Genomic DNA, 11,523 nt, shown 5'->3' with positions numbered 1-11,523 from the left:
GCTATCGGTTCCTTATTTCTTTTCCATCACGCATTGCAGCGGGTGCTGGTTCTGACGTGCGAAATCCATAACCTGCGTCACCTTGGTCTCGGCCACCTCGTAGGTGAACACACCGCATTCGCCGACACCATGATTGTGAACATGCAGCATGATGATCGTGGCGGCTTCACGGTCCTTTTGAAAGAACCGCTCGAGCACGTGGATGACGAACTCCATGGGCGTGTAGTCGTCGTTGATCAGGAGGACCCGGTAGAGGCTCGGTTTTTTGACCTTGGGTTTGGTGCGCGTGATCACCGAAGTCCCGCGCCCGGGTCCATCGCCGTTCTTGTCGTTTCCGCCTTGCGAGCGAACAGGCCAAGCGTGCATCTTGAGAAGTCACCTCATTCATCGGATCGACGCACCCGCCGTGCGTCGCCCTCGATCATCCTAAGCGTAATCTAAGTCTTCGCCACTGCATTTTAAGCCCCCCGCACTGCCGTTTCATCACATTCGCTGCGATGGGCTCAGGATGTCGGGCACAAAAAAACCCGGCCGGGCCGCTGCGATCAGCGGTCTGGCCGGGTGCTTGCCGTCTCCCATCGCCCGTCGGACAGGGCAGCGTGGGTTTTTCAGCCTTTGGCGCTTAGTTGGCAGCCTTGCCCATGGAGCGTTCAAACGGCTTGTAAACGTCCTTGGCGAGATCGGCATAGATTTCACCCATCTTCGTTGCCTGTTGGACGAAGGCTTCGTAAGACGATTTGGCGTAGTCGGTCTGGATTTCGAAGACCTTTTCCATCGACTTGGCAGCCGACAGCTTCTCGACCATCGCAGCGCTGTGCTCAAAAGACTTCTTGGAGTAGTCGGCAGCTTCCGAAGCGATTGTCTGCATGCCTGTCGCCATGGTCGAATAGCTCTTCAGCATCGTGTCCATGGTGTCTTTACCGGCCTTGTTGGCATCATCGAAATTCAACATGTCGCACTCACCTTCTGGGTTGGTCGCGCAGGTATGATCTCACGCATCTTGCATGGCCGCATTCATAAGTGCACTGCAGCACGAGGTCAAGTTTTCTGGTGCATTGCAGCATGGCCGTCTCCAAATGGTCGGATTTGCCCGCTTTGGGTCAAATGCGAACCGGGGGATTCAGACTTTGTCCATCATAAACCAGTTGGTAACGATGCCGCCATTATGGTCTTGGTAACGGTGGCTGTTGTGGGGGCTCGGCTGCCGGAAGCAATTCAATACTGCGTCGCGTATCAAGAGTTAGCCCGTGATCTATATCGCAGAAGGCATCGCCGGCCGTAAAACGGGCGAAATCCTCGCTATCGCCACGAGACTCCTCTTCACCGCAATGATCGTCCTGATTGTTGCAGCCGCTTCACCGGCTGCCGCCAATCCCAAATATGCGGGCATCGTCATCGATGCGCGCACGGGCAAGACGCTCTATGCGGCCAATGCCGACGCGCCGCGCTATCCGGCGTCGCTCACCAAGATGATGACCATGTATCTCGCCTTCGAGGCGATCGATGCTGGCCGCGTCACCAAGGAGAGCCGCATCCCCGTTTCCCGAAAGGCTGCTGCCGAGCCGCCATCCAAGATCGGCATCCGTTCCGGCACAACGATTACCGTCGAGCAGGCGATGCGCGCCCTTGTCACCCGCTCTGCCAACGACGCGGCGACGGCGCTCGGCGAATTCCTTGGCGGCTCGGAATCGCGTTTTGCCGAACTGATGACCCAGAAGGCCCGCCAACTCGGCATGTCCAAGACGACTTTCCGCAATGCCCACGGCCTGCCGAACTCGCAGCAGGTGACGACGGCCCGCGACATGGCCCGTCTCGGCATCGCGCTGCGGGAACATTTCCCGCACCACTACCACTATTTCTCGACCCGCTCGTTCCAGTTCGGCGGCGCCACCTTCGGCAACCACAACCGTCTTCTTGGCAATGTGCGCGGCGTCGACGGCATCAAGACCGGCTTCATCAACGCTTCGGGCTTCAACCTCGTCTCTTCCGTCAACGACAATGACCGCCTTGTCGTCGCCGTCGTCTTGGGTGGACGCACCGGCGCAAGCCGCGACGCACAGATGCGCAAGCTGATCGCCGAATATCTGCCGCAGGCAACACGCGGCGGCGGTGGCAACCTGATCGCCCGCTCCGGCGCATCGCCCGTTCTCGCGGCGAGTGCATGGGCTTTGCCCGAGCGCGGCCCGGTACCGGTCTTCCGCGACCCGATCGACATGCGCGTGGCAACGGCCTATGCGGCACCTGCTCCGGCTTCGGCCCAGGCCGCCATCGCCGCAGCCTTCCCCGTGCCGAACGAGCGTCCGGTGGTCGGTCGCGAGGCGCTGGCTCAGGTTCTTCGTGAACAACAGGCATCTGTGCCCACCCCGCCTGCCCCCATCGTCGGCCAGGAAATGGGCTCCTCCGAAATCGACGCCGTCACGACCGCGAGCACTGCTGCAGAAGTCGCAACAGCCTCTGCCGCCATGCCGAGCGGCTGGGTCGTCCAAGTCGCAGCCATGCCCGATGCGTCCGAAGCGATGGCCTATCTTCAGAATGCGCAGCGCAAGGCGGGTGGGCAGATCTCTTCGGCGACGCCGTTCACCGTTGCCTTCCAGGATGGCGGCTCCACCCTGCATCGCGCCCGCTTCGGTGGCTTTGCCGGCAAGAACGATGCCTGGGCCGCCTGCGAGAGCCTGAAGCGCTCCGGCTACGGTTGCTGGGCCACGCAGCAGTAAGGCTGCCAACAATCAAGCCGCGCGGACGCATGTGTTTCAGGCCGCGCGGTCGAGTTTTCGAGATCCACCCCTGTTTGTATTGAGTTGATGGGGATCAGCGATGACGACGCAAGAGAATATCCTTGGCTTCATTGATGCGCGCAGCAAGAAAGACCGAGCCGCCCGTGTCCGGATGAACCCGCTTCATGAGGCTGCGATGCGCTTGGCGGATTTCGGCTTCACTCGCACCCGGACGAAGACCAAGGACCTCGTAGGCCTCCTTCTCTGTCATGGCGCCCGTGCCTGGCGCAGCTCCCAGCCCGTCGTCCGCGTCCGCCTCAGCGTCGCCTCGCCAGCGGGGTATGCGGCGGTCAAGATACGCCTCTAGCAGCTGCCGGCTTTCCTCGTCGCTGAGCAGAGCCTCGTGCAGGGTGAGCAATTCGGTTTCGTCGAGCGAAGCGAGATCGGCGCCTTCGAACGGGCCGGCAAGCACCAGGCCGTTCATGTCTCCGGTATCGAGATCGAGCTCCATCTCCAGCGCTGCGCTGCGCACGGTCGAATAGCGCCCCGGCTCCGACTGCACCGTTGTCGACCGGCCGAGCCTGCCGAACATGGCTGCCGACAAGCCGATCAGCGTCATCCCGACCCCTGCCCGACCAACCAGGGTCAGAACGAGACCGAAGAGCGCCAGAAGGCTGGGACCCGCGTATTTCAGTCCGAAAGCGAGATGCCTGGGGTTCGCTTTCGTGAAGGCGAAGCCGAGCGCCGACAGAACCAGCAGCGCCAGGACGATATAGAAAAGCACCGCCATCCTACGTGCCCTGCCGCCCGCCGGGCAGCTGCGACAACAGAAGCTGCGAACCTCGGCTCTTCGATGCCTTGAGCGCCTTCAGTCCGCCGGATGCATAGGTCGCCACGGCTTTCAGCAATTCGGCCAGTTCGCCGGCAGCGTTTTCGTCGAAGCGGATATGTGCGCCACCAGACAATCGCGCCATTTCCTTGAAGGCCGTCTCGGCTACGCTGTTGCGTCCTTCCTGAAACAGGAACAGCGGCACCTTGCGCAGCCCCAGTTCGCCGGCCTTGTGGCACAGCGCGTCGATATCCTCTTCCATCGCGTCGCCAATATAGACGGCGGCGCTGATGGGCTTCTTGACTGTCTCGTCGCGGATGTGGCTGAGCACCTTGCCAATCTGCGTCTGGCCGCCCCGGCAGTCGATCTTCGTCATCAGGTCGCGGAGGCTGCGCGTATCCGATACCCAGCGCGAGGCGCGGCATTCGTCATAGCCGCGGAAATAAACTAGCTGCACCGCCAGATTGCCCGCGGCTCCCACAGCGCCGAACATCTCGCCCTGAAGCTGACAGGCCGCATCCCAAGTCGGTTGCCGGCTCATGGTAGCGTCGAGGGCAAAGACGAGGCGTCCGCCACCCGCCTGCGGCTTGATGGCGCGTGCCGCGGCCAGGAAGCCGCTGATGGCGCTTTTGGCCGAAACGGCCACGTCGTCGCTGCCTTGGCGTGCCAGCGGCCGGTTCGCCGTGCGATCCTTATCCTTATCGGTCATGATGGTCGCATTTCCTTCTCATGAACCGAATCTGGCGTCTCGGGCCGCAAACGCAAGAGCGCCGTAGGCGCGCAGCGCTTAGAGAAGACCGAGCGAAGCGAGTTCCTGCCGCATTTCCATCGGCATATCGGCGATCTCCGCGCCGGTGGATCCCAAGTCGGCAGGCGCATCGGCAGAAACGAGATATCGCCAGCCCTGAAATGGTCGGCGCGGTTGCCAGTTGGTGGCGATCAGCTCGGGATGCAGCACGAGATTGCAGCGCGAAATGCCTTCGCCGTCGATGAAGGGCCGGATGTCCTTCAGGCGCTGGCGCACCTGCACGTTGCCCTTGATCACCCAGTAAAGCGACCCGCCATCCAGCAGTTCGTCCATCCGCTTGGGCAGCATGCGCGTGGTGTGAAACTGCTCGGGCTCGAGCCCCTGAGCACGCATGGTGGAGAAGCGCCACTCGATATGGGCTGCCAGATCCTCGATGCTTTCCGCACCGACGCACAGTTTCAGAAGATGGAGAGCCATTGCCCCCGGTTAGTTAAAAAGCATGGCCGATGGAAGGCCCACCGGTTTTTCCACAGCCGGCAGGCGTACCGCGATCAGCACTCCACGACATTGACCGCGAGACCGCCGGTGCTGGTTTCCTTGTAGCGCTCGTTCATGTCGAGACCGGTCTGGCGCATGGTTTCCACACACGCGTCGAGCGAGACGAAATGCGTGCCGTCCCCCTTCATCGCGAGCGATGCGGCGGTCACGGCCTTCACGGCGCCGAGCGCATTGCGTTCGATGCAGGGCACCTGCACCAGCCCGCCGACCGGGTCGCACGTCATGCCGAGATGATGTTCCAGCGCGATCTCGGCGGCGTTTTCCACCTGTGCTGGCGTTCCGCCCATGAGTGCTGCAAGGCCCGCCGCGGCCATCGCGGCCGCCGAACCGACTTCGCCCTGACAGCCCACTTCGGCCCCGGAGATGGAAGCGTTGTGCTTGATCAGCCCGCCGATCGCCGCTGCCGTTAGCAGGTAATCGCGAATGGAGCGAGGGTCCGCGTCGTTGTGGAACTTGAGATAGTAGCGAATGGTCGCAGGAATGACCCCGGCAGCGCCGTTGGTCGGTGCCGCGACGACGCGGCCGCCCGACGCGTTCTCCTCGTTGACGGCCATGGCGAAAACGGACAGCCAGTCATTGGCGAGCAGCGGGTTGACCGTGTTGCGTTGCCAGTCGTCCTCGAGCTTCTGGTGAATTGCCCGCGCTCGGCGCTTCACCTTCAGTCCACCCGGCATGATGCCGTCCTGACCGAGCCCGCGCTCGATACAGCCATCCATGGCCATCCAGATGCGATCCAGGCCTCGATCGAGCTCGGCTGCATCGACGAATATCTCTTCGTTGGCCCGCTTCATCTCCGCGATGCTGAGGCCCGAGCGGGACGCCATCTCCAGCATCTCGTTCGCCGTCGCGAATGGAAACGGTACCGGTCGATTCGACGTAGAAGGCCTCGCGCGATCCTTCGCCGCAAGTTCCTCTTCCGAAAGCACGAAACCGCCGCCGATCGAATAATAAACGCGCCGCAGCAGCACCCGGTCGTCGCGGTCGAGCGCCAGGAACGCCATCCCGTTCGCATGACCCGCCAAGGGCTGCTTGCGATCGAAGATCAGGTCCTGCGCGGGATCGAACGCATAGGTTGGATGCCCGGCCGGCTCGATTCTCATTTTCCGTTCGACACCGTCGATGATGGCGTCCATGCGGTCCGGATCGACCTGATCCGGTGTTTCACCGGTCAGACCAAGTATGACCGCCCGCCCTGTGCCGTGTCCGATACCCGTGAAGGCCAGCGATCCGTGCAGGCTTACTCTTATGCGCGCGACCTGCGCCGAACTGGGCCGCGGCCAATCGCCATGCAAGATTTCGTGGAGAAAGCGCACCGCTGCCGACATCGGTCCCATTGTGTGGGAGCTCGATGGGCCGACGCCGATCTTGAAGACGTCGAAGACGGAGAGAAACATGGGCGCGCGGTCCTTCATGAGACAAGCACCCTAACTTCATCGAAATCGGGCGCAACATCCAGGAGCGGCATCGCAGTCGCGGGTTCGCGGCATCCGGCACAATCGGCGGCCCTTTAACGCAAAAAAGCGCGGGATCACCCGCGCTTTTAGAAATCTTGGTCTTTCCTGGTGGCTCTTAGATGCCGCCGAACAGATAGGCCAACACCAGAATTCCGGCAAAACCGACCACTGCACGGGCCGTGAAGGCCCAGCAGGACTTTTGAGCGGTCTCTTCCATCATGACTCCACTTGATGCCCCGATATCGTAGGGAACGGTTGTTGTTCTTGTCTCGCTCCTGAAGGCCGTCATCTACAGAACCCTTTCAGACTTCGCAACTGCGAAATATGGCCACTTCTGGGCACAATTTCGCATGGCACCTGTGAACAATTCGCACCCCACGCTGCCATTCAAGGGGTCGCTTGGTTAACAAACGGTTAAATAGACCGTTAAACTTGGCCCCATTTTCACCGCATGCGTGAAGATTTGGTTGCCAGCTCCAACGCGGGCTGCCGCATTTGGTTGCGTCATGTGTCGAGCTCAAGGCATGGTGCCTCGACCTCTCCAACTCCATGGAATGCCTGCTGATGACCTACCTGGATGGCGCCGCCATCGTCCTGTTTCTCCTGTCCTGGGCGCTGTTTGCATGGCTGACGGACGGCGCGCGACGCTTTGGCCGGCAGAGTTTGACGCGATTGATGAACCGCAACCGGGCGCTGTGGATTCGCAACAGTCTGAAGCGGGATTTGCGGATGATCGACACGCAGATCATCGCTGGCTTGCAAAACGGCACGGCCTTTTTTGCCTCAACGGCAATAATCGCGATCGGTGGCTGCTTTGCCCTGCTCGGCGCAACCGATCAGGTGCTGCGCGTCTATGCGGACCTGCCTGTTGCGATTCCCGGTGGCAGAGCGGCGTTCGAACTGAAGGTCGTCGGCCTCATCACCATTTTCGGCCACGCCTTCTTCAAGTTCGGCTGGTCCTACCGTCTCTTCAATTACTCGTCGATTCTCTACGGCGCCTTGCCGATGCGGGATGAACTCGAACGCGCACCGGAGCGCTCGGAGAAGCTGGTCGAAAGCGCCATCATGATGAATGTGCTGGCAGGCCGGCATTTCAATGCCGGCCTGCGCTCTATCTTCCTGTCGATCGGCTATCTCGGCTGGTTCATCGGACCGGTAGTCTTCATGGCGAGCACGCTGCTCGTCCTGGCGGTCCTGGTGCACCGCCAGTTCTTCTCGGCGGCGCGCCAGGTTCTGGCCGACAATCAGGCTGCGACGGAATCCCAGTCAGGCGAGAAATCGTAGTCGCAGATCCGGTGGTTGGCGGATCGCAGCCCCGAGATCGCCGCCATCTCGGCATCGCTGAGCTCGAAGTCGAAGATATCCGAATTCTGAGGCAGCCGACCCGGCTTGGACGTGCGCGGTATCGCCACCACGCCATCCTGCTGAACGTGCCAACGCAGCACGATTTGCGCCGGCGATTTGCCATGCGCCTCCGCGGCCGCCGCCACGGGGGCTGCTTCGAACACGTCGCCGCCACGCCCGAGCGGGCAATACGATGTCATGGCCATGCCACGCGCTCTGCAGGCCGCATGCACCTTCGATTGGTCGAGCATCGGATGGTATTCGACCTGGTTACAGACGAGCGGCTCGTCCGTCAGCGCCCAGGCCTCGTCGAGCAACCGCGTGGTGAAATTCGATACACCGATGTGGCGCGTCAGCCCCTGCTTCTTGACCCGATTGAGGGCAGCGATCGAGTCGGCGAGCGGAATCTGCGGGTTCGGCCAGTGGATGAGGAGCAGGTCGAGATGATCCACGCCAAGCCGCTTCAGGCTCGCCTCTGCAGCACGCTCGAGCGCGCCGGCGCCGATATCGGTGTACCAGACCTTGCTGGTCAGGAAGATGTCGTCCCTTGCCACACCGCCTGCACGGATGCCCTCTCCGACTGCTTCCTCGTTGTCGTACATGATGGCGGTGTCGATATGGCGGTAACCTGCATCGAGCGCAGCACGCACCATCTCGACGCAATCATCGCCCTTCAAGGTCCAGGTGCCGAGCCCCAACACGGGAATGTTTGCGCCATGGGCGGATACGGTCTTCATCAAGGGTACTCCTTTGCTGTGTTCGGTTTCATTCGCATCTGAGTGTGAAACGATCTAGATCGGATCGAGTGCCGTCGTCGATTCGACGTAAGCGTCCGCCGCGGGGAGACAAGATGGTAGATCAGGCCGGTATGCCCCATCGAAGCCCCTCGACGCGTCTGATGCGCCTGGATGTGGCGCGTGGATTGGCGCTCGTGGCCATGGCCATCTATCATTTCACCTGGGACCTCGAGTTCTTTCGTTATGTCCCGCTCGGGCTGACGTCCGAAGGCGGCTGGAAGATATTTGCTCGCGGCATCGCCAGCACCTTCCTGATCCTGGCGGGCTTCAGCCTTGTGCTCGGCCACTACCCGACGATCCGCTGGCGCCCGTTCCTGCGGCGGCTGGCCATGATCGTCACGGCCGCGTTGGTGATCACGGTCGCCACCTATATCGCCTTTTCGCAAGCGTTCATCTTCTTCGGCATTTTGCACGCCATCGCAGCCGCAAGTCTGATCGGCCTCGCGTTCCTGAGATTGCCGCCGGCAATCACGGCGATCATCGCGGTGCTCATCATCATCACGCCGAATGTTTTCAGCTCGACGGCATTCGATTGGCCCGGCCTGTGGTGGGTCGGCCTCTCGGAAAACCGGCCCGTCTCGAACGACTACGTGCCGCTCTTTCCATGGCTCGGTGCAACGCTGCTCGGCATTGCCGCGGCACGGATCATGAAGGCGAATGGTTGGCTCGGTCACCTCGCGACCCGCTCCGAGCCTGGCCGCTTGACCCGTGGGCTGGCGTTTGCGGGCCGCCACAGCCTTGCTGTCTACCTGATCCACCAGCCGATCCTGCTCGGCCTTGTCTATCTGGCGAGCATCGTCGCGCCACCGCCTGCGGCCGATCCCGGCGTCGCCTATATGAACAGCTGCGTCCCAAGCTGCTCGGCTACACAGGGCGAGACATTTTGTCAGTCATTTTGCGGATGCACGCTGGACGCGTTGAACGCTGCCGACCTGTTTGACGATCTGATCGCGGGAACGCTCGACCCCGCCGGCGATCCACGCGCGGTCGAGATAGCAAATCAATGCACGGCGGATATCTTCGGCGGCCAGCGCTAGAATCCGAAGCTTTGAATCAGGTGCTGACGCCGATTTCGGCCAGACGTGTCAGGCAGGCCTCCTCGACATTGTCGAGCTCGTTCAGCGTCTCTTCGATGTCCTTGCGCTTTTGCCGCAACTCGTTGCGCTTCTCGTCGACGCGCTTCATCAGAAGCTTGAGCTGCCCCTCTTCGCCCGGAGGATCCTTGTAGACCTGAATGATCTCGCGAATCTCGGCGATCGTGAAACCGATGCGACGGCCGCGCAGGATTTCCTGGATCAGACGGCGGTCAGCCTGGCGGAAGAGACGGGTGCGGCCGCGACGCTCCGGCTGCACGAGGCCTTCGTCTTCGTAGAAGCGAAGCGTCCGGGTCGACACGCCAAACTCGCGCGTCAATTCCGTAATGGTGTAATATTTGTTCAACGCAGTCCGATCCCCGACAAGGAAAAGACGGTAGCGACTTTTACGTAAAAGTCAATTTTCTCGGATCATGACACGCCGAACCACCACGTGGCGATCCCGAGAAACGCGAAGAAGCCGATGATGTCGGTCGTGGTCGTCACGAAAACGGCCGAGCCGACTGCGGGATCCGCCCCAAATCGATCGAGGATCAGCGGCACTACAATACCGGCAAGCGCTGCCACGAACATGTTGATGAGCATCGCGGCCGCGATGATTCCTGCGATCTCGGCGCTCTGGAACCAGAAGCCGGCGACGGTGGCAATCAGCAGTCCGAAGATCAGTCCGTTGATCAGTCCGACCAGGCATTCGCGGCGGATGATGCGGGGTGCGTTGCGAAAGCTGAGATTGCGCGTCGCCAGGGCACGCACCGTCACGGTCATGGTCTGCGACCCGGCATTGCCGCCCATGCCGGCAACGATGGGCATGAGCACCGCAAGCGCGACGATCTCTTGAATGGTCGCTTCGAAGAGCGAAATCACGGAGGCCGCCATGAAGGCGGTGAAAAGGTTGGCAAGCAGCCACGGGACGCGCGAACGCGATGTCGCCCGAACGCTGTCGGAAAGTTCCTCGTCCCCGACGCCGCCCATGCGCATCAGGTCCTCCTCTGCCTCCTCCTGAATGACGTCCACGACATCATCGATGGTGAGCACGCCCACGAGCCGCCCGTTCTTGTCGACGACGGCTGCCGAGAGAAGATCGTACTGCTCGAAAAGCTGTGCCGCCTCCTCCTGGTCCATCTCGGCGGCGATGGGATAGTTGGTATCCCGCATGATGTCTTCGATCTTGACCTTGCGCTTGGTGCGCAGGATGCGGTCGAGATCAATGACGCCCATCAGCTTGAACGTCGGATCGACGACGAAGATCTGCGAGAAGCTCTCCGGCAGGTCCTCGTCTTCGCGCATGTAGTCGATCGTCTGGCCGACCGTCCAGAAGGGCGGGACTGCGACGAACTCCGTCTGCATGCGGCGGCCGGCGGTATCTTCCGGATAGTCCAGCGCCCGACGAAGCCGAATCCGCTCCGTGAACGGCAGCTTTGCCAGAATGTCGTCCTGGTCTTCCTGGTCGAGGTCTTCGAGAATGTAGACCGCATCGTCGGAATCGAGGTCGGCGAGCCCTTCCGCGATGCGCTCGTTGGGCATCGCGTCGATGATTTCGAGGCGAACGGCCTCGTCGACTTCGGTCAGCGCCGAGAAATCGAAGTCCGAGCCAAGCATCGTGACGAGCTGTCCGCGCTCGTCCGAATCGAGCGATTCGAGAAGGTCGCCAAGTTCGGATTCGTGCAGTTCGCCGACCTCGTCGGTCAGCGAGTCGCGGTCACCCTGTTCAAGCGCCGTGGTGACGCGCTCGACGAAGTCGCTGCGCAGGTCACCGTCTTCCGTATAAACGTCATCGTCGCTCACGGGCTGGGCGTCAGCATTGCGTGCTTCGCTCGTCTTATCTGCGTTATCTTCCATGAAGATCCTTCACCTTCGGAAAGCGATAGCGTTAGCCCGCTGCGACGACACGCAAGCGACAATCCACGAACTTCTGATCTGACGGAAGACGATCGGAGCATGGCGAAGACCAATCACTCCGCATCCCTGTTATCCCACCGCATCGT

12 protein-coding genes are annotated in these 11,523 nt (G+C 61.4%); 3 read left to right on the top strand and 9 right to left on the bottom strand.

Features of this window, described 5'->3' with window-relative positions:
- Window positions 1-12: 12 nt before the first annotated feature.
- Together clpS and D5400_RS12695 are read right to left on the bottom strand one after the other, a co-directional pair.
- Window positions 13-366: an ATP-dependent Clp protease adapter ClpS gene (gene clpS, locus D5400_RS12700; protein WP_126010351.1), complete on the bottom strand. Its 354-nt coding sequence runs from the start codon at window positions 364-366 to the stop codon at window positions 13-15.
- A 256-nt stretch (window positions 367-622) separates the two neighbouring features.
- Window positions 623-952 (bottom strand): phasin family protein, encoded by a 330-nt coding sequence (locus D5400_RS12695; RefSeq protein WP_126010350.1) that lies wholly within the window; start codon window positions 950-952, stop codon window positions 623-625.
- A 295-nt stretch (window positions 953-1,247) separates the two neighbouring features.
- Here D5400_RS12695 and D5400_RS12690 point away from each other — a divergent pair, with 295 nt between their 5' ends.
- The gene (locus D5400_RS12690) at window positions 1,248-2,714 is read left to right on the top strand and encodes a D-alanyl-D-alanine carboxypeptidase (RefSeq protein WP_245451288.1); all 1,467 of its coding nucleotides are present in this window, start codon (window positions 1,248-1,250) and stop codon (window positions 2,712-2,714) included.
- Window positions 2,715-2,808: 94 nt separating this feature from the next.
- On the opposite strand, the gene D5400_RS12685 is transcribed toward D5400_RS12690, so the two are convergent.
- The 4 genes from D5400_RS12685 to D5400_RS12670 all read right to left on the bottom strand — a co-directional run bounded on the left by D5400_RS12685 (window position 2,809) and on the right by D5400_RS12670 (window position 6,243).
- Entirely contained in the window at window positions 2,809-3,504 is a 696-nt protein-coding gene (locus D5400_RS12685) for a DnaJ domain-containing protein (RefSeq protein WP_126010349.1), read from the bottom strand.
- A gap of 1 nt (window position 3,505) precedes the next feature.
- On the bottom strand, window positions 3,506-4,252 hold the full coding sequence (locus D5400_RS12680; RefSeq protein ID WP_164527883.1) for a VWA domain-containing protein: 747 nt from the start codon (window positions 4,250-4,252) through the stop codon (window positions 3,506-3,508).
- 78 nt (window positions 4,253-4,330) lie between these two features.
- A complete protein-coding gene (locus D5400_RS12675; RefSeq protein WP_126010348.1) occupies window positions 4,331-4,768 on the bottom strand; it encodes a DUF1489 family protein in 438 nt (145 codons plus the stop codon).
- A gap of 74 nt (window positions 4,769-4,842) precedes the next feature.
- Entirely contained in the window at window positions 4,843-6,243 is a 1,401-nt protein-coding gene (locus tag D5400_RS12670; protein ID WP_126013211.1) for an L-serine ammonia-lyase, read from the bottom strand.
- A 624-nt stretch (window positions 6,244-6,867) separates the two neighbouring features.
- On the opposite strand from D5400_RS12670, the gene D5400_RS12665 reads away from it, so the two are divergent.
- Window positions 6,868-7,587 carry a DUF599 domain-containing protein gene (locus D5400_RS12665; RefSeq protein ID WP_126010347.1) on the top strand — a complete coding sequence of 240 codons (720 nt, stop codon included), beginning with the start codon at window positions 6,868-6,870 and terminating at the stop codon, window positions 7,585-7,587.
- Here D5400_RS12665 and D5400_RS12660 read toward each other — a convergent pair.
- Window positions 7,548-8,384: an aldo/keto reductase gene (locus tag D5400_RS12660; protein WP_126010346.1), complete on the bottom strand. Its 837-nt coding sequence runs from the start codon at window positions 8,382-8,384 to the stop codon at window positions 7,548-7,550. The two genes, D5400_RS12665 and D5400_RS12660, sit on opposite strands and share 40 nt — an antisense overlap.
- A gap of 113 nt (window positions 8,385-8,497) precedes the next feature.
- On the opposite strand from D5400_RS12660, the gene D5400_RS12655 reads away from it, so the two are divergent.
- Window positions 8,498-9,481: an acetyltransferase domain-containing protein gene (locus D5400_RS12655; protein WP_126010345.1), complete on the top strand. Its 984-nt coding sequence runs from the start codon at window positions 8,498-8,500 to the stop codon at window positions 9,479-9,481.
- Window positions 9,482-9,497: 16 nt separating this feature from the next.
- Here D5400_RS12655 and D5400_RS12650 read toward each other — a convergent pair whose 3' ends face one another.
- Window positions 9,498-9,884 (bottom strand): MerR family transcriptional regulator, encoded by a 387-nt coding sequence (locus tag D5400_RS12650; RefSeq protein ID WP_126010344.1) that lies wholly within the window; start codon window positions 9,882-9,884, stop codon window positions 9,498-9,500.
- Window positions 9,885-9,949: 65 nt separating this feature from the next.
- The gene (gene mgtE, locus D5400_RS12645) at window positions 9,950-11,377 is read right to left on the bottom strand and encodes a magnesium transporter (RefSeq protein ID WP_126010343.1); all 1,428 of its coding nucleotides are present in this window, start codon (window positions 11,375-11,377) and stop codon (window positions 9,950-9,952) included.
- Window positions 11,378-11,523 lie beyond the last annotated feature (146 nt).

The organism is Georhizobium profundi (assembly GCF_003952725.1).
Classification (GTDB): domain Bacteria; phylum Pseudomonadota; class Alphaproteobacteria; order Rhizobiales; family Rhizobiaceae; genus Georhizobium; species Georhizobium profundi.
The sequence above is the reverse complement of the archived record's forward strand: the minus strand, read 5'-3'. Positions and strand labels throughout refer to the sequence as shown.

Coding starts and splice junctions, on each gene's coding strand:
- D5400_RS12670 (WP_126013211.1), bottom strand. CDS start 6,243: ATGTTTCTCTCCGTCTTCGACGTCTTCAAGATCGGCGTCGGCCCATCG.
- D5400_RS12660 (WP_126010346.1), bottom strand. CDS start 8,384: ATGAAGACCGTATCCGCCCATGGCGCAAACATTCCCGTGTTGGGGCTC.
- mgtE (WP_126010343.1), bottom strand. CDS start 11,377: ATGGAAGATAACGCAGATAAGACGAGCGAAGCACGCAATGCTGACGCC.
- clpS (WP_126010351.1), bottom strand. CDS start 366: ATGCACGCTTGGCCTGTTCGCTCGCAAGGCGGAAACGACAAGAACGGC.
- D5400_RS12680 (WP_164527883.1), bottom strand. CDS start 4,252: ATGACCGATAAGGATAAGGATCGCACGGCGAACCGGCCGCTGGCACGC.
- D5400_RS12685 (WP_126010349.1), bottom strand. CDS start 3,504: ATGGCGGTGCTTTTCTATATCGTCCTGGCGCTGCTGGTTCTGTCGGCG.
- D5400_RS12655 (WP_126010345.1), top strand. CDS start 8,498: ATGGTAGATCAGGCCGGTATGCCCCATCGAAGCCCCTCGACGCGTCTG.
- D5400_RS12695 (WP_126010350.1), bottom strand. CDS start 952: ATGTTGAATTTCGATGATGCCAACAAGGCCGGTAAAGACACCATGGAC.
- D5400_RS12665 (WP_126010347.1), top strand. CDS start 6,868: ATGACCTACCTGGATGGCGCCGCCATCGTCCTGTTTCTCCTGTCCTGG.
- D5400_RS12675 (WP_126010348.1), bottom strand. CDS start 4,768: ATGGCTCTCCATCTTCTGAAACTGTGCGTCGGTGCGGAAAGCATCGAG.